The following is a 15,085-nucleotide window of genomic DNA, read 5'->3' on the forward strand; positions in this document are numbered from 1 at the left end:
GCCGGCCCGGTGCGGAGGGTCACGGGTGCGCCACGGTCGCGCGCGTCAGGACCACTGCGCCGTGCAGCGACTGGACCCTGCCCGTGAGGGCCGCGTCGCGCCCCAGCGAGATGTCGCCGTCGGCCAGGAACGTGCCGCGAGCGGTCGCGGTGTCGGAGATGGTGATGCCGGAGGTGCCGGAGGTGCCGCGGAAGAAGACTCGATCCGCGGACGCGCCGTTCCGCAGGACGACGCGCGCGCCGGCGGCGAGCGTGATCGCCGTCGCGGAGAGGACGAAGACGGCACTCGTGTCGCCTCGCGCGTCGAGCGTGAGCGTCTGCGTGATCTGGACTGCACCGGAGCGTCTCCCGACGCCGGGGTAGAACGTGCCGGTCACGGTCGCCGGCAGGTTGACCGTCGTGGCACGGGCGTCGATCGCGGCGGCGAGGGCGAGCGCGTCGGTGCGCGCGTTGCGCGCTGCCACCGTGTTCCGCTCGATGGTGCCGGTGACGTCCCAGGGCCAGAAGCCCGAGACCGTGGAGCCGGGCGCGACCGCCACGTCGCCGGTGATGGAGCTGCCGATACCGAGGAACGCCTGGTTCGCGACGCGTGTGGCGGCGAGGACGGTGTAGGTGGCGGCGCGCCCGAGCCGGAGCGGAGCGGCGGTCGCGACGCGGAACGTGTTGCCCGTGCTGACGGTGCGCGCCGTGAACGCGGCCGTCACCGTCTCCCCCCGCACGCTCGCCACGGCACCGAGCCCGAGCACCCCGAGCGCGGCCAGCGCCGAGCGGCGGCTGGGCCCGCCCGGCGCCGGCGGGGACGACGTCGTGTCCAGGCGGGCGCCGGGTCGTGGGACGCGCTCGGGCCACCACCAGGCGACGACGAGGAACGCCGCGATCGTCACGGCGCCCCACAGCGCCACGAGCCCGAGCCTGCCGTGCGCGATCCACAGGCTCGGCAGGCCCACCCAGGGCACGAGCAGTCGCGCCTGCCCGGTGATCTGGCTCCGGGTGATCTGGGTGCTGTCGACCGTCGGGTTCGCGTCGCCCGCAGTGACCCATCGGCCATCCTCCTCCCCGGACGCGACGATGCGGTGGAGCCGGGACCCGCTCTCCCCGCTCGGCTCGGCGGCTGCGGGCGTGCGGAACTGCACCACGCCGCCGAGCGGGACGGGCGAGTCGGAGGGGAGGTCGGTCAGGAGGACCAGATCCCCTGGGTCGATGTGCGGTCGCATCGACCCGGTCTGGACGACCGACCCGTGCCAGCCGACGGCGAGAGGCACGAGAGAGATCGCCGTGAGGGCGAGCGTCAGGACGAGGAACACCTCGGCCAGGACGCCCAGGCACAGCGCCGCCCAGCCGTCCCGGGAGAAGACCGCCGGGACGGCGGAGCGGACACTGCGGTGCACCGGTCGACGTGGGCTCGGGCTCAGGCCGTGGGCGCCTCGTCGCTCTGCAGCTCCCACACGAGGTCGACGGAGACCTGGGCGCCCTGCAGCGCGTCCACCTGCTGCTGCGTCAGGCCCGTGGTGTCGAAGGTCCACGTCCCGCGGTAGGACATCGACTCGCCGGGGGTCCCCGTCGTCTCCCAGGCGGCGCCACCGGTCGCGAAGTCGTGGTTGTTCGCCACCAGGTCGACGAGAGTGGCCGGCGGCAGCGCGCCGGGGACCGGCTCGAACCCGTCACAGCTCTCGAAGGAGCCGCCCGTGCCCCGCTCGACCTGGAACTCGATGTAGTTCTCCAGGCCCTGCGCGGACGTCGACAGGTTCTCCATGTAGGCGCGGACCTCGCCGGGCACGTTGGACCCGGAGGTCACCACGATGCACCGCTGCCCGGTCTCGCCGGGGACGAGGCCAGACTCGGTGAAGCCGGCGCGACCGGCGTCGTCGTCGGTGAGCACCACCTGTCCGGTGCTCCACGAGTTGCCCGCGTTGCGCGTGGTGGCGGTGAAGGCTGCGGTCGAGCTCTGCCAGACCAGTGCACCGGCCGCGAGGACGGCGACCGGGACGACGGCGAGAGCGGATGCGCGCCGAAGGCGCGACGAAGGAACTGACATGAGAGGCCCCCCTGCTCGAGGTCACCGCCCCCTGCGGCGACCTGTCGGCCCCCACGCTACGTGTCTCCCGACCCGTCACGCATCCTCCGTCCGCCATCCGGCTACGCGTCGTCGTCCTGGATCACGGACAGCACGTTGCCCGCCGGGTCGCGGAACCACGCGATGAGCGGGCCGCCGCCGCGGAAGACGAAGTCGTCGTCCGTCTCGACGGGCGTGCCGGCGTACCGCTCGAACGCGACACCGCGCTCGCGGAGGCTCGCGACGGTGCCGGGCACGTCCCGCACCGGGAAGTTGAGGACCGTGTACGACGCCGGCTCGTGCGCGTCGCCCTTCGGGTACACGAGCACGCCGGTCGTGCCGGGCACGTCGAGCCACAGCAGGTCGTTACCGCGGACGGGCAGGCCGAGCACGTCACCGTAGAACCGCCGGGCCGCGTCGACGTCGTCGACCGAGAACCCGCTGAACGCCTTGTCGAGCATGGTGCCTCCTTGGACGGGCCGGGCTCGGGCGCCTCGGCCTCCTCAGGGTCGACCGTCGGGACGCCGTGCGCTCATCGGCCCGCCGTCGGTGGCGTGCGGCAGGATGGCGCCATGACCGAGAGCGCCGAGGACACCGCCGCACCGGCAGCCGCGGGCGGCGACCTGCTGCTGCTGGACACCGCGAGCCTGTACTTCCGGGCGTTCTTCGGAGTACCCGACTCGGTCAGGGCCCCGGACGGCACACCCGTCAACGCGGTCCGCGGCCTGCTCGACATGATCGCGACGCTCGTCGGCGACCGGCGGCCCGGGCGTCTCGTGGCCTGCTGGGACGACGACTGGCGGCCGGCGTTCCGCGTCGAGGCGATCCCGTCGTACAAGGCGCACCGCGTCGCGCGCGACGAGCCGGGCACGACGGGCGTCGAGGAGGTCCCGGAGAAGCTCCTCGCCCAGGTGCCCGTCATCGTCGAGGTGCTCGCCGCGCTCGGGATCGCCCGCGTCGGCTCTCCCGGCTACGAGGCGGACGACGTCATCGGCACGCTCACCGCGCGCGAGGTCGCGCGCGCCGCGGCGGCGGGCGAGGAGCCCGCGGCGCCGGTCGGCCGCACGGACCGGGCCCGCGTCGAGGTCGTCACGGGAGACCGCGACCTGTTCCAGCTCGTCGACGACGCGGCGGGCGTGCGGATCCTCTACCCGACGAAGGGCGTGCGGAACCTCGACGTGGTCGACCAGGCACGGCTCACGGAGCGCTACGGGCTGCCGTCGGGCGCGGCGTACGCCGACATGGCCGTCCTGCGCGGCGACCCGAGCGACGGCCTCCCGGGCGTCCCGGGCATCGGCGAGAAGACGGCGGTGGCGCTGCTCGACCGCTACGGAGACCTCGCCGGGGTGCTCGCCGCGCGCGACGCGGGCGACGCCGGGCTCACGGCGACGCAGCGGCGACGCCTCACCGAGGCGGCGGACTACCTCGCGGTCGCTCCCGTGGTCGTGCAGGTGGCGCGCGACGCTCCCGTGGGCGACCTCGACGACGCGCTCCCCGCCGCGCCCGCGGACCCCGAGGCTCTCGAGGTGCTCACCGAGCGCTGGGGACTGAGGTCGTCGGTGCAGCGCGTGCTCGACGCCCTCGGCGACGCCACCGGCTGACACTCCACCCCGAGGTGCCCGGCCGCCCTTCACCCGCGCGTCGTGGCACGACCAGGACCCCGCTCCCTCTCTCTCCTCGGTGCGGCCGCGGTGTCACGTCCTGCGCGTCGCGCACGTCAGAGGGGGGTGACGCCCGAACGGCGCCACGAGATCCGTCCAGGAACCGAGGGGAACACCATGCGCGAGAGCACGACGGCCCAGACCTCAGACACCACGAACGACCTCACGCCCGACGCCGTCGCCGGCCTCCGCGAGCGCGTCGCCGGCAGCGTCCTCGTCCGGGGGGACGCGCCCGACGGCGGCCCGACGGCCGCCGAGGCGGTCGCCCCGCACAGCACGCTCGTCGCGCACGACCCGGCCGTGGTGGTCGTCGCTACGACGGAGGACGACGTCGCCGAGGCCGTGCGGTTCGCCTCCTCCCACGACCTCCCGGTCCGCCTGCACGCGACGGGCCACGGTGCCGCGTGGCCCGTCACCGACGGTGTCGTCGTCGCCACCGAGGGCCTGGCGGGAGTCGAGGTGGACCCGGGGACACGGATGGCGCGCATCGGCGCCGGGACGCGCTGGCAGGCCGTGGTCGACGCCGCGGGCGAGCACGGCCTCGCCCCGGTGACGGGCTCGTCGACGCACGTGGGCGTCGTCGGCTACACGCTCGGCGGAGGCTTCGGGCCGCTCGTGCGCAGCCACGGCCTCACCACCGACTGGGTGCGCGGCTTCCGCGTCGTGCTCGCCGACGGGTCGGTCGTCGAGGCGGACGCCGGTTCCGAGCCCGACCTCTACTGGGCGCTGCGCGGCGGCAAGGGCGGCCTGGGGGTCGTCACGCGCGTCGACGTCGAGCTCGTGCCGCTGGCGTCCCTCTACGCGGGCTCGATCATGTTCGACACGGCCCACGTCGACGAGGTCTTCCGCGGCTGGGCGGCCTGGACGGCGACCGCTCCCGACGACGTCTCGACGTCCGTGGTCCTGCTGGCCCTGCCCGACCTCCCGTTCGTCCCCGAGCCGCTGCGGGGGAAGAACGTCCTCACGCTCCGCTTCGCCTACCCGGGCGACGCCACCGAGGGCGAGCGGCTCGCCGCGCCGCTACGGGCGCTCGCTCCCGCGCTGACCGACACGGTCGCGACCATCCCGACGACGGCCGTCGCGTCGATCCACGCCGACCCGGAGGACGCCGGGCCGTCGTGGGTGTCCGGCGCGGCGCTGCGGACGATCGACGACGCGTTCGTGGCGCGGTTCCTCGCCGAGTACGGGCCGGCGAGCTCGTCGCCGTTCGTCGCCGCGGAGGTCCGGCACCTGGGCGGTGCCGCGGCCCGCGACGTGGACGGCGGGTCGGCCGCCGGTGGACGGACCGCGGGCTACCTGGTGAGCCTCGTCGGCGTGAACCCGCCGGCCGTGCCCGACATGGTCGCGAGCGCCGCCGCGCTCGCGCAGTGGTCGGCGCCGTGGGCCGCGAGCGAGACGAACGTCAACTTCCTCCCCGCGCCGTGGACCGACGAGGCCCTGTCCCGCGCGTGGTCGCCGGAGACGGCCGCGCGCCTGCGGTCGGTGCGCGCGGCCTACGACCCGGCGGGGAGGTTCCCGTTCGGCTCCTGACGCCCGGCGCTCAGGACTCGAACAGCGCGGTGAGCCGGGGCAGGCGACGGGCGTTCTCGCCGTCGTCGTCGAAGTCCCAGCTCTCGCCCCACGGCTCGGCACCGGAACCCGCGTGCGACGAGGAGTCGCGCGCCGCGAAGTACGCCTCGTCGTCCTCGCCCGTCACCCGGGACCACGCGTCGCCGACCAGCGCGTCGAGCGACTCGAAGCCGAACCACGCCGAGCCCTCGCCGGCCATCGCGGCGACCGCCGGGTGGTCGGCGAGGGAGTCCGGGTCGGCGACCGCCCGCTCGAACGTCCCCCGGCCGGCGAGGATCAACCCGTCGCGGAAGTCCATGAAGCCGTCGTCGCTGCACCCGCCCTCGACGACGTACGCGGCGCCCCAGACCGTCCACCCGTAGGCCGCGTCCGCCACGTCGTCCGCGGCGGCGGCGAACGCGAGCACCTGGTCGGCGTCGAGCTTCTCGACGAGGAGGTCGGTCAGGGCGTCGGGCAGCGGGTCGTCGTCGGCGCCGCGGTCGTCCGCGCCCGCGCCGGCACGGCCGCGGGCCTCCTCGACGAGCGCCCAGAACGTGTCGTGGTCCATGGCGGGGAAGGTAGCGGGGCCCGCCCACACCGCGCGACGGTCACGGGCGGGCGTGCTCGAAGATCACGGTCGTGCTCGTCCCGGCCACCTCGGGACGGAGGCTCAGCGTGCGGGACACGAGGTCGCGCAGCGCGTCCGAGTCGGCGACCGCGACGTGCAGGAGGAAGTCGCGGTCACCCGTGACGAAGAAGACGCCCTCGACGTGGGGCAGCGTGAGCAGGTAGTCGCGGAACGCCTCGAGACCCTGGCGCGCGCCGGCCTGGAGGCGGATCGCGATGAGTGCCTGGAGACCGCGGCCCACGGCGGCCGGGTCGACGTCGGCGCGGAACCCCCGCACGACGCCCCGGTCGACGAGCGAGCGCACGCGCGCGTGGCACGTCGACGGCGCGATGCCGACCTGGGCGGCGATCGCGGCGTTCGTCGCGCGCGCGTCCGTCGTGAGGACGTCGAGGATGCGGCGGTCGGTCTCGTCGAGCTCGACCGGACCGCGAACGGGTCGAAGATCCTTCGGTGCCACCGTGCCACCCATCGCCCTCTCCCTAACGTCGTTGATCTGAAACCTCACTGTACCGAGGTTCCTTCGGCAGATCTTGCCCGGCACCGAACGATCGACCACCCTGGGACGTGCGCGGCACCACCCCGTCGCGCACCAGCCACACGCCCGCCTCGCGACCCGCGAGGCGGGCGTCGGGCGAAGGAGCCCGACGTGAGCGTGTCGTCCCGCCGTACCCTCAGCACCCGCGCACCCCGTCCCGCCCCGCGGACCGCCGTCGTCGTCGGCGCCGGCATGGTCGGCCTCGCGACGGCCTGGCACCTCCAGGAGCGGGGCGTCCAGGTGACGGTCCTCGACCGCGAGGGCGTCGCCGCGGGATCGTCGTGGGGCAACGCCGGCTGGCTCACGCCCGGCATGGCGATGCCGCTCGCCGACCCGTCGCTGTGGACGTACGGGCCGAGGGCTCTCCTCGACCCCACCGCGCCGCTGCACGTCCCGCTCCGGTTCGACCCACGCCTGTGGACCTTCCTCGCCCGCTTCATGTCCCACGCGACGCTACGCCGCTGGGACGCGGCGATGGCCGCCCTGACGCCGATCGACCGGGTCGCGCTCGACGCGTTCGACGAGCTCGCCGCGGGCGGCGCCGTCGGTCATGCCGTGGGTGCCCGCACGACGCCCGGACCGTTCACGATCGCGTTCGAGCACGAGCGCGAGGCGCGGCCGTTCCTGCGCGAGCTCGAGCACGTCGCCGCGGCGGGCCAGCAGGTGCCGGTCCGCCACCTCGAGGCCGGTGAGCGCGCGCCGCAGCTCACCGACCGGCTGTCGACCGTCCTCGCGCTCGAGGGCCAGCGCTTCCTCGAGCCGGGACCGTTCGTCCACGCGCTCGCCGACTCCGTCCGGGCGCGCGGCGGCCGCGTCGTCGCGGGGACCGACGTCCGCGCCGTGCGTCCCCGCCGCGCCGCCGGGGACGGCGACCGGTCCCGGGTGTCGTTGCGCGTCGTCGGGCCGGAGGGCGAGACGGTGCTGGACACGGACGCCGTCGTCCTCGCCACGGGCGCGTGGCTGCCGCGGCTCGCGGCGCCGCTCGGCGTGCGCACGCGCGTGCAGGCGGGCCGCGGGTACTCGTTCACCGTGAAGACCGACGCGGCCGTCGAGACGCCCGTCTACCTGCCCGCACGCCGGGTGGCGTGCACCCCGTACCAGGGCCGGCTCCGCATCGCGGGCACGATGGAGTTCCGCGGGCCCGACGAGCCCTTCCAGCCGCGGCGCGTCGAGGCGATCGTCGCGTCGGTCCGGCACCTCTTCCAGGGCGTCGACCTCGACGAGCGCCACGACGAGTGGGTCGGGTCCCGACCCGTCACGCCCGACGGCCTGCCGCTCGTGGGCGCGACGCGCGCGCCCGGCGTCTTCGTCGCGGGCGGCCACGGCATGTGGGGGATCGTGCTCGGGCCCGCGACGGGCAGGGCGCTCGCCGAGCAGGTCGTCACGGGTCACGTGCCGGCCGAGATCCGACCGTTCGACCCGCTCCGCTGACCCGCGGCGTCGGGCAGCTCTCGTCGTCCGACCGCCTCGGCGACCTCGATGTAGCGGGCGAGCGCGGCGCGGGACCTGTCCAGCCGGGCCGCCTCGTCCTCCAACCGCTGGAGCCGTGCCCGCATCGCGGCCAGCAGCTCGGGACATCCCTCCAGCTCCGGCTCCTCGCCGACGGCGCAGGGCAGCACGGAGGCGATGTCCTCGGACGACAGGCCCGCACCGAGGAGGTGGCGGATCTGCGTCACCCGCAGCACGGCGTCCTCGCCGTAGTCGCGATAGCCGTTCGCGCTGCGCTCGACGTCCAGCAGGCCCTGTGCCCCGTAGTAGCGCAGCTGGTGGGCGCGAACCCCCGTGCGTCGGCTCAGCTCTCCGATCCGCATGCCGCTCCCCCTTGACCTTCATACCGGTACGAACGTCGACGATCCCCCCATGGACAACACCTCCGGCACCCCGTCGTCATCCACCCTTTCCGTGTCCGTCGTCGGCCTCGGCCTGATGGGGCGGTCGCTCGCCCGGGCGTTCCTGCGGGCCGGGCACCCCGTCACCGTCTGGAACCGCACCTCGTCCAAGGCTGCACAGCTGGTCGCGGAGGGCGCGCGCCTCGCGCCGTCGGCCGGCGACGCCCTCCGCAGCGGCTCCCTCACGGTCCTGTGCCTCACCGACTACGCCGCCGCGCAGGAGGTGCTCGACGGGGTCGGGCTCGACGGCGCCACGGTGGTCAACCTGACCTCGGGCAGCTCGGCCGAAGCCCGGGACGCGGCGCGCGACGCCGAGAGCCGGGGCGCCCGGTACCTCGACGGCGCCATCATGGCGGTCCCGCCCGCGATCGGGACCGTCGACGCGGTCGTGCTGCACAGCGGGCCGCGACCCGACTTCGAGAAGCACGAACCGACCCTCGCAGCGCTGGGCACCGTCGCGCACCTCGGCGAGGACCCCGGCCTTGCGGCGCTGTACGACGCGGCCGGGCTGACCATGATGTGGAGCGTCCTCGACGCCTGGTTGCACGGCACCGCCCTGCTCCGGACGGCGGGGGTCGACGCCGCGACGTACGCGCCGTTCGCGCAGCAGATCGCGACCGAGGTGGCCGGGTGGCTGCCCGCCTACGCCGAGCAGGTCGACCGCGGGTCGTTCCCCGCCGACGTCTCGACCCTGGAGACCGACGTCCGGGCGATGACGCACCTGGTCGACGAGAGCGCGGCGGCCGGCGTGAACGACGAGCTGCCACGGCTGATCAAGGCCATCGCGGACCGATCCGTCGCGGCGGGGCACGGCGCCGAGCAGTACCCCGTGCTGATCGAGGAGTTCTCCAAGCCGGCCCGGACCGTCCCGGCGGAGCGATCCGGGGTCTAGGAGCGCTGGACGGCGCGCCGAACACGACCTGGAGGTCGCTATCCGCCGCATTGCGACCTTCAGGTCGTGCTCGGCGGTGCGCGACGTCGTGCTCTGCGGGTCGGCGGGTCCCTACCCTGGCCCGCATGGACCTCACGCGCTCGATCCCGCTGTTCGTGCTCGCCGCGCTGCTCGAGATCGGCGGCGCGTGGCTCGTGTGGCAGGGCGTGCGCGAGCACCGGGGCTGGTTGTGGATCGGTGCCGGCGTGGTCGCGCTCGGGCTCTACGGCGTCGTCGCCACGCTCCAGCCGGACGCGAGCTTCGGCCGCATCCTCGCGGCGTACGGCGGTGTGTTCGTCGCGGGGTCGCTCGCCTGGGGCATGGTCGTCGACGGCTTCCGGCCCGACCGCTGGGACGTGACCGGGGCGCTCGTGTGCCTCGTCGGCGTCGCGATCATCATGTACGCGCCGAGGCCGGCGTGACCGTCGCGGGCGCGCGGTCCTCCGGACGCAGCGCGAACGGGCGGATGCGCTCGAGGTAGTCGGCGATCGCGTCGCGGTTCTTCACGAGGATGCGGATGCGGTCCTCGAGCCGACCGAGCTCCGTCTCCAGGAGCTCGATCTTGTCCGGGTACGCGTTGTGCAGGTGGATCTCCGGCGCCTGGTCGAGGCACGGCAGGAACTCCTTGATGATCCGCGTGGGGAACCCGACGTCGAGCAGGCCGCGGATCTGCAGGACGCGGTCGACGACGGCCTCGCCGTACTCGCGGTACCCGTTCTCGCCGCGCTGCGGGGTGATGAGGCCCTGCTCCTCGTAGTAGCGGAGCAGCCTCGTCGGCGTCTCCGTCCGGCGCGAGAGCTCACCGATCCGCACGCGTCCCACCTCGCTCTCGACCGCCCCGCCGGAGGCCTTGACCTTCACACTGATGTCAGACATTCAGGGTAGTCCCATGACCGCTCTCAGCACCAGGAGCACCACCGCTCCGACCGGCACCGCACCCGTCCCCGGCCGCGACGGGCTGCCGGTCCTCGCCCTGCTCGCGCTCGCGGCGTCGGGCTTCCTCACCCTCCTCACCGAGATCCTGCCCGCGGGGGTCCTGCCCACGATGGCGGCGGACCTCGGGGTCGGCTCGGGCGCCGCCGGCCAGACCGTGACCGTGTTCGCGATCGGCGCGGTCGTCGCCGCCGTGCCACTCACGCGCGCCACGTCCCGGTGGCCGCGCCGCACGCTCCTCCTCGTGACGATCGGCGGGTTCGTCGTCGCGAACACGGTCACGGCGGTGTCGTCCGCCTTCGCCCTGACCCTCGTCGCGCGGTTCGTCGCCGGACTCGTCGCCGGGCTGACCTGGGCGCTCCTTCCCGGTTACGTGCGCCGCCTCGTGCCGGCGGACCGCGTCGGGCGCGCGACGACGCTCGCGATGGCCGGCGGTCCGCTCGCCCTCACGCTCGGCGTCCCGGCCGGCGCCGTCCTCGGTGACACGCTGGGGTGGCGCTGGACGTTCGGCGTCCTGTCGGTCCTGGGTCTCGGCCTCCTGGTGTGGGTGCGGCTCGGCGTCGCGGACGCCCCGGGGACGTCGCGCGGCGCGCAGCCGGCCTTCCGCGCGGTGCTCGCCCGGCCCGGGGTGCGCCCGGTCCTCGTCGCCACCGGCCTCACCGTGCTCGCGAACACGTCCTTGTACACGTACGTCGCCGTGTACCTCGCGCACGCAGGGCTCGACGACCGGCTCAGCACGCTCCTGCTCGTGCTCGGGGCGGCGTCCGCCGCGGCGCTCGGCCTCGTCGGCGCGCTCATCGACCGCCGGCTGCGCGCGCTCACCATCGTGTCGGTGCTGATGTTCGCCGCCGCGATGCTGGTGCTCGGTGCCGTCCCTGCGCTGCCGGCCCTCGCCGTCGGAGCGACCGTCGCGGTCGCCGTCGGAGCGTGGGGATTCGCGTTCGGCGGTGTCGGGACGCTGTACACGACGGCGGCCGCGCGCGCGGCGGGCGACGGGTCCGACGTCGCGCAGTCGGCGCTCGTCACCGTGTGGAACATGTCGGTCGCGCTGGGCGGCGTGGTCGGCGGGGCAGCGCTCGCCGTCGCCGGCCCGGCCGGCCTGCCGTGGGTCTCGCTGGCCCTCCTGCTCCCCGCGGTGGCGATCGTCGTCGTCGGCCGGCGGCACGCCGTCCGCTGACCGCGGGCGACGGGTGACGTGGACCGTCCGTTCTGCCAGGATCTGCCCGTGACCACGGACGTCCCCACCGGCAGGGAGCCGGCGCACGACGTCGGGGCCGGACCGCTCGAGCCGACGCTGCCGGGCCTCGGCCCGGACCCGGCGCACCCGCCGTACGCGAGCTGGGGCCGCCGGGTCCTCGGCTACCTGCTGGACGCGGCGATCGTGTCCGCGGTGACGTTCCTCGCCGTCGGACCGGGCGGCACACCCGCGCTCCTCCCGGGGTTCTCGACGTCGTCGGGCGTGGACCGGACCGTCGTCGTCACCGACAGCGGCTGGCTCGTGGCGACCGCGCTCGCGCTCGCCCTGCTCCAGGCGTACGCCGGGTGGACGCCGGGCAAGCGCACGGTCGGGATCGTCGTGGTCCGCGACGAGACCGGCCGCCCCGCGGGGCTCGTCACCACGGTGCTGCGTTGGCTGGCCCACGTCCTCGACGCGATCCTGTTCATCGGCTTCCTCCGGCCGCTGTGGAACGCGCAGCGCAAGACGTTCGCCGACTCGCTCCTGCGCACCGTCGTGGTGCTGTCGGCCGACGCACCGGCCCCGCACCCGTGGGTCGCGGCGGTCCGCGCCCGTCTGCGCTCCCCCGCGACCGTGCCCGACGGCGGCCCCCGCCGTGGCGGTCCGACCTCCTCGACCGTCGTCACGGCCGGGGCCACGCTCGTGTGCGTCACGGCGTCGGCGTTCGCGCTCACCCCGGCCACCGTCGAGGGGGGCGACGTCTGGCAGGCCGACTGCACCCCTCTGGTCGAGCCGGGCGCCTCGACGGCACCCCTGAGGTTCGAGCGCGTCGGCATCGTGTCGTGGTCCGTCCCCGTGGCCGAGACCCGGTGGGGCGTGACGCGCACGGCCGCCCCCGCCGTCGCTCCGGCCTTCGCACCGGCCGACGCCGAAGGGCTCGAGGCGACGTACGTCGTCGTCCCGGCGCCGGACGCGGCGGTGGGAGTCCCCGTCGACGCCGACCTCGTGCTCGTCCTGTCGACGGGGGACGGCGACCCGATCCTCGAACGGTCGTCGTCGGTGCGGGTGACACTCCAGGCCGACGGCACGGTCACGTCCGAGCCGTCGTCCGGGTCGTCGGACGGCAGCGACCTCGAGACGGTGCGCGTCGAGGCGCCGACCATCACCGCGCTCGACCCCGCGTGGCGCTGGGACGCGTCGCTCCGGATCGACGGGACGACCATCGCCTCGTGCGGCGGACGCGGGTCGTCCTGAGCCGTCCCGGCTCCGCCGGAGGAACCGCAACACGCACGAAACGCCGGAGACGACCGGGTGAAATGTCGCGGTCGCACCATGGAGGTGCGCCGGGCCGCTGGTCCGGCGCACCAGCCACGGCCGGGCGGCGCGCGAGCGCCGCCCGGCGGCGGCGGTCCACCGTCCCGACGGCCCCGGGAGGCCTCGTGCCCGACCACAGCCCGCTCTTCTCCTCGCCCGGCGCCACCGACGCCCCGGCGACGACGCGCACCACGCACAGGACGCGCGCGTCGGGCACACCTCTCCCCGACCTGGGCCTCAACGTCCAGGGCGAGCCGCGCCGACAGGCGAACCCCGGCGACGAGCTCACGGTCGACCCGACCGACCGCCGACGCCGGGCGCGCGCCGCGCTGCTCGACCTGCGTCGCGACGTGATCCGCCGCGGGGCCCGCGGCTGAGGGCTGTCCGCGTGGGCGCGGCCGCGTAGGTTGTCCCCATGCGGATCGGAGCCCACCTCGACCAGTCGGACGTCATCGCGCAGGCCGCCGGGATCGGCGCGGACGTCGCGCAGATCTTCCTCGGCGACCCCCAGTCGTGGAAGGGGCCGGAGTTCACGTATCCCGGCGGGGCCGACGCCTTGAAGGCCGACGCCGCGGCCGCGGACCTCGAGCTCGTGGTGCACGCGCCGTACGTCATCAACGTCGCGAGCCCCAACAACCGGATCCGCATCCCGAGCCGCAAGCTGCTGCAGCAGATCGTCACCGGCGCGGCGGCGGTCGGGGCGACGGGTGTCGTGGTCCACGGGGGCCACGTCACCGCGGCGGAGGACCCCGCGAAGGGCTTCGACAACTGGCGCAAGGCGATCGACGCGCTGGAGACCGACGTGACGGTGTACATCGAGAACACCGCCGGCGGCGACTTCTCGATGGCGCGCCGGCTCGAGCGCATCGAGGGCCTGTGGGCCGCGGTCCAGCAGGCCGACGGCGCGGACAAGGTCGGCTTCTGCCTCGACACGTGCCACGCGTGGGCCGGCGGGATCGACCTCACCTCCGCGGTCGACGACGTCCGGGCGATCACAGGACGCGTCGACCTCGTGCACCTCAACAACAGCCGGGACACGGCGGGCTCGGGCGCCGACCGCCACGCGAGCCTCACGGCGGGGACGATCGACCCCGAGCTCCTGCTCGGCGTCGCGCGGGCGGCGGGCACGTCCGTCGTGTGCGAGACGCACGCCGACGTCCCCGCCGACGTCGCGTGGCTGCGCGAGCAGCCTGGTCTGAGCGCGATGAGCGTCCACGGCACGCCCGACACCCCGCCCGCCCCCATGGGGTTGCGCAACACGACCGTCGACGCCCGCGACCCTCGCGCGCTCGCCGACTTCTACCGCCGGCTCACGGGCTGGCGGTACACGCCCGGCCAGGAGGCGCCAGACCCCGACGGCGAGGACTGGCTGACCCTCCGGGTCCCGGGCACGGACGGGACGCGGCTCGCGTTCCAGCGCTCCGACGCCGAGGTCCGGCCGTGGCCCGGCGGCGCCCGCGTCCACGTCGACCTCGACGTCCCCGACCTGGAAGCGGCGCACGAGCACGCCCTCGCGTGCGGCGCGACCCCTCTCACGGGGACGCCCGCCGAGGAGGGGCACCCGGACGACCCGTTCCGGGTCTACGCCGACCCGGAGGGCCACCCGTTCTGCCTGTGCGGTCCGCTCGGCTGAGAAGCTCCTCGCACGTCGATCGAACCGGACGGCCTCCCGCTCCGTCTACCGGGTGACAGCGCGTCGCGCTCCGCCGCGACGCACCACGACGGAGGGGAGACGCACGTGCGCACGAGGACGACGGTCCTGCTGGGGGTCGGCGCGGCGGTGGTCGTGCTGGGAGGAGCCGCGGTCGCGTTCGGTCCGGGCCTGTACGCCGACTGGTCGGAGGACCGTGCCGCGGCCGCTCCGACGCTCGACGCCGGCACCGGGTCCACGCTCGACGCCGCCGGTCTCGACGGGACCTGGGACGTGGGCGCCGGGTCGTTCGCCGGGTACCGGCTCGACGAGATCCTGCGGGGCGAGGACGTGACGGTGACGGGTCGCACGGAGGACGTCACGGGCTCCGTGACGCTCGCGGACGGTTCGCTCACGGACGCCGAGGTCGTCGTCGACATGACGACGGTCGCGACGGACGTCGCCAACCGCGACGCATACTTCCGCGACACGGCGATCCAGGTCGCGGAGCACCCGACCGCGACCTTCGTGCTCACGGAGCCCGTCGAGGTCCCCGACGCGGCCGGTGCGGTCGAGCTCGCGGGCGACCTCACGGTCCGGGGCGTCACCCGGCCCGTCACGGTCGACGCGCAGATCGGCGGGGAGGGCGACGACGTCCAGGTCGTCGGCGAGGTGCCGATCACGTTCGCGGACTTCGGCGTCGAGGCGCCGAGCCTCGGGTTCGTCGAGGTCGAGGACACGGGCAGCGTCGAGTTCAGCCTGGCCCTGACCCGGGCGTCCTGAGCGC

Annotated in this window: 17 protein-coding genes; 10 read left to right on the forward strand and 7 right to left on the reverse strand. The window is 75.0% G+C overall.

Annotated elements, in window-relative coordinates; all coding sequences use genetic code 11:
- Positions 1-19: 19 nt before the first annotated feature.
- From ACWPWV_RS06420 to ACWPWV_RS06430, 3 genes are all read right to left on the reverse strand, one after another.
- Positions 20-1,387 (reverse strand): ice-binding family protein, encoded by a 1,368-nt coding sequence (locus tag ACWPWV_RS06420; protein ID WP_454042100.1) that lies wholly within the window; start codon positions 1,385-1,387, stop codon positions 20-22.
- A 20-nt stretch (positions 1,388-1,407) separates the two neighbouring features.
- Positions 1,408-2,034: a hypothetical protein gene (locus tag ACWPWV_RS06425; RefSeq protein WP_454042101.1), complete on the reverse strand. Its 627-nt coding sequence runs from the start codon at positions 2,032-2,034 to the stop codon at positions 1,408-1,410.
- 101 nt (positions 2,035-2,135) lie between these two features.
- Positions 2,136-2,513 carry a VOC family protein gene (locus ACWPWV_RS06430; RefSeq protein ID WP_454042102.1) on the reverse strand — a complete coding sequence of 126 codons (378 nt, stop codon included), beginning with the start codon at positions 2,511-2,513 and terminating at the stop codon, positions 2,136-2,138.
- Positions 2,514-2,624: 111 nt separating this feature from the next.
- Here ACWPWV_RS06430 and ACWPWV_RS06435 point away from each other — a divergent pair, with 111 nt between their 5' ends.
- Both ACWPWV_RS06435 and ACWPWV_RS06440 read left to right on the forward strand, forming a co-directional pair.
- On the forward strand, positions 2,625-3,653 hold the full coding sequence (locus ACWPWV_RS06435; protein WP_454042103.1) for a 5'-3' exonuclease: 1,029 nt from the start codon (positions 2,625-2,627) through the stop codon (positions 3,651-3,653).
- A 177-nt stretch (positions 3,654-3,830) separates the two neighbouring features.
- Positions 3,831-5,243 (forward strand): FAD-binding oxidoreductase, encoded by a 1,413-nt coding sequence (locus tag ACWPWV_RS06440; RefSeq protein ID WP_454042104.1) that lies wholly within the window; start codon positions 3,831-3,833, stop codon positions 5,241-5,243.
- Between the two features lie 10 nt (positions 5,244-5,253).
- On the opposite strand, the gene ACWPWV_RS06445 is transcribed toward ACWPWV_RS06440, so the two are convergent.
- Together ACWPWV_RS06445 and ACWPWV_RS06450 are read right to left on the reverse strand one after the other, a co-directional pair.
- Positions 5,254-5,829: a DUF4240 domain-containing protein gene (locus ACWPWV_RS06445; RefSeq protein ID WP_454042105.1), complete on the reverse strand. Its 576-nt coding sequence runs from the start codon at positions 5,827-5,829 to the stop codon at positions 5,254-5,256.
- 40 nt (positions 5,830-5,869) lie between these two features.
- Positions 5,870-6,358 carry an Lrp/AsnC family transcriptional regulator gene (locus tag ACWPWV_RS06450; RefSeq protein WP_454042106.1) on the reverse strand — a complete coding sequence of 163 codons (489 nt, stop codon included), beginning with the start codon at positions 6,356-6,358 and terminating at the stop codon, positions 5,870-5,872.
- 177 nt (positions 6,359-6,535) lie between these two features.
- Between ACWPWV_RS06450 and ACWPWV_RS06455 the strand changes: the two genes are divergently transcribed.
- Positions 6,536-7,855, forward strand: a complete 1,320-nt coding sequence (locus tag ACWPWV_RS06455) for an NAD(P)/FAD-dependent oxidoreductase (protein ID WP_454042107.1) — start codon at positions 6,536-6,538, stop codon at positions 7,853-7,855.
- Here ACWPWV_RS06455 and ACWPWV_RS06460 read toward each other — a convergent pair.
- Complete coding sequence (locus ACWPWV_RS06460) at positions 7,813-8,235, reverse strand: MerR family transcriptional regulator (RefSeq protein ID WP_454042108.1); 423 nt, start codon at positions 8,233-8,235, stop codon at positions 7,813-7,815. The genes ACWPWV_RS06455 and ACWPWV_RS06460 overlap by 43 nt on opposite strands.
- Positions 8,236-8,284: 49 nt before the next feature.
- Between ACWPWV_RS06460 and ACWPWV_RS06465 the strand changes: the two genes are divergently transcribed.
- Together ACWPWV_RS06465 and ACWPWV_RS06470 are read left to right on the forward strand one after the other, a co-directional pair.
- Positions 8,285-9,205: an NAD(P)-dependent oxidoreductase gene (locus tag ACWPWV_RS06465; RefSeq protein ID WP_454042109.1), complete on the forward strand. Its 921-nt coding sequence runs from the start codon at positions 8,285-8,287 to the stop codon at positions 9,203-9,205.
- Positions 9,206-9,330: 125 nt separating this feature from the next.
- Positions 9,331-9,666: a YnfA family protein gene (locus ACWPWV_RS06470; RefSeq protein WP_454042110.1), complete on the forward strand. Its 336-nt coding sequence runs from the start codon at positions 9,331-9,333 to the stop codon at positions 9,664-9,666.
- Here the strand turns inward: ACWPWV_RS06470 and ACWPWV_RS06475 are convergent.
- On the reverse strand, positions 9,641-10,120 hold the full coding sequence (locus ACWPWV_RS06475) for a MerR family transcriptional regulator (RefSeq protein ID WP_454042111.1): 480 nt from the start codon (positions 10,118-10,120) through the stop codon (positions 9,641-9,643). The genes ACWPWV_RS06470 and ACWPWV_RS06475 overlap by 26 nt on opposite strands.
- 13 nt (positions 10,121-10,133) lie before the next feature.
- On the opposite strand from ACWPWV_RS06475, the gene ACWPWV_RS06480 reads away from it, so the two are divergent.
- The 5 genes from ACWPWV_RS06480 (at position 10,134) to ACWPWV_RS06500 (ending at position 15,081) form a co-directional block, all read left to right on the forward strand.
- Positions 10,134-11,354: an MFS transporter gene (locus tag ACWPWV_RS06480; RefSeq protein WP_454042112.1), complete on the forward strand. Its 1,221-nt coding sequence runs from the start codon at positions 10,134-10,136 to the stop codon at positions 11,352-11,354.
- A gap of 48 nt (positions 11,355-11,402) precedes the next feature.
- Complete coding sequence (locus ACWPWV_RS06485) at positions 11,403-12,608, forward strand: RDD family protein (protein ID WP_454042113.1); 1,206 nt, start codon at positions 11,403-11,405, stop codon at positions 12,606-12,608.
- Between the two features lie 185 nt (positions 12,609-12,793).
- Positions 12,794-13,045 carry a hypothetical protein gene (locus tag ACWPWV_RS06490; protein WP_454042114.1) on the forward strand — a complete coding sequence of 84 codons (252 nt, stop codon included), beginning with the start codon at positions 12,794-12,796 and terminating at the stop codon, positions 13,043-13,045.
- Between the two features lie 38 nt (positions 13,046-13,083).
- A complete protein-coding gene (locus tag ACWPWV_RS06495; protein WP_454042115.1) occupies positions 13,084-14,301 on the forward strand; it encodes a deoxyribonuclease IV in 1,218 nt (405 codons plus the stop codon).
- A gap of 105 nt (positions 14,302-14,406) precedes the next feature.
- Positions 14,407-15,081, forward strand: a complete 675-nt coding sequence (locus ACWPWV_RS06500; RefSeq protein WP_454042116.1) for a YceI family protein — start codon at positions 14,407-14,409, stop codon at positions 15,079-15,081.
- Positions 15,082-15,085: the final 4 nt, after the last annotated feature.

The sequence above is a fragment of the Cellulosimicrobium sp. Marseille-Q8652 genome, assembly GCF_965112045.1.

Bases quoted from the DNA above. Each gene is read 5' to 3' on its own strand.
- ACWPWV_RS06440 (WP_454042104.1), top strand. From the start codon at position 3,831: ATGCGCGAGAGCACGACGGCCCAGACCTCAGACACCACGAACGACCTC.
- ACWPWV_RS06495 (WP_454042115.1), top strand. From the start codon at position 13,084: ATGCGGATCGGAGCCCACCTCGACCAGTCGGACGTCATCGCGCAGGCC.
- ACWPWV_RS06425 (WP_454042101.1), bottom strand. From the start codon at position 2,034: ATGTCAGTTCCTTCGTCGCGCCTTCGGCGCGCATCCGCTCTCGCCGTC.
- ACWPWV_RS06465 (WP_454042109.1), top strand. From the start codon at position 8,285: ATGGACAACACCTCCGGCACCCCGTCGTCATCCACCCTTTCCGTGTCC.
- ACWPWV_RS06445 (WP_454042105.1), bottom strand. From the start codon at position 5,829: ATGGACCACGACACGTTCTGGGCGCTCGTCGAGGAGGCCCGCGGCCGT.
- ACWPWV_RS06450 (WP_454042106.1), bottom strand. From the start codon at position 6,358: ATGGGTGGCACGGTGGCACCGAAGGATCTTCGACCCGTTCGCGGTCCG.
- ACWPWV_RS06475 (WP_454042111.1), bottom strand. From the start codon at position 10,120: ATGTCTGACATCAGTGTGAAGGTCAAGGCCTCCGGCGGGGCGGTCGAG.
- ACWPWV_RS06435 (WP_454042103.1), top strand. From the start codon at position 2,625: ATGACCGAGAGCGCCGAGGACACCGCCGCACCGGCAGCCGCGGGCGGC.
- ACWPWV_RS06470 (WP_454042110.1), top strand. From the start codon at position 9,331: ATGGACCTCACGCGCTCGATCCCGCTGTTCGTGCTCGCCGCGCTGCTC.
- ACWPWV_RS06430 (WP_454042102.1), bottom strand. From the start codon at position 2,513: ATGCTCGACAAGGCGTTCAGCGGGTTCTCGGTCGACGACGTCGACGCG.
- ACWPWV_RS06460 (WP_454042108.1), bottom strand. From the start codon at position 8,235: ATGCGGATCGGAGAGCTGAGCCGACGCACGGGGGTTCGCGCCCACCAG.
- ACWPWV_RS06480 (WP_454042112.1), top strand. From the start codon at position 10,134: ATGACCGCTCTCAGCACCAGGAGCACCACCGCTCCGACCGGCACCGCA.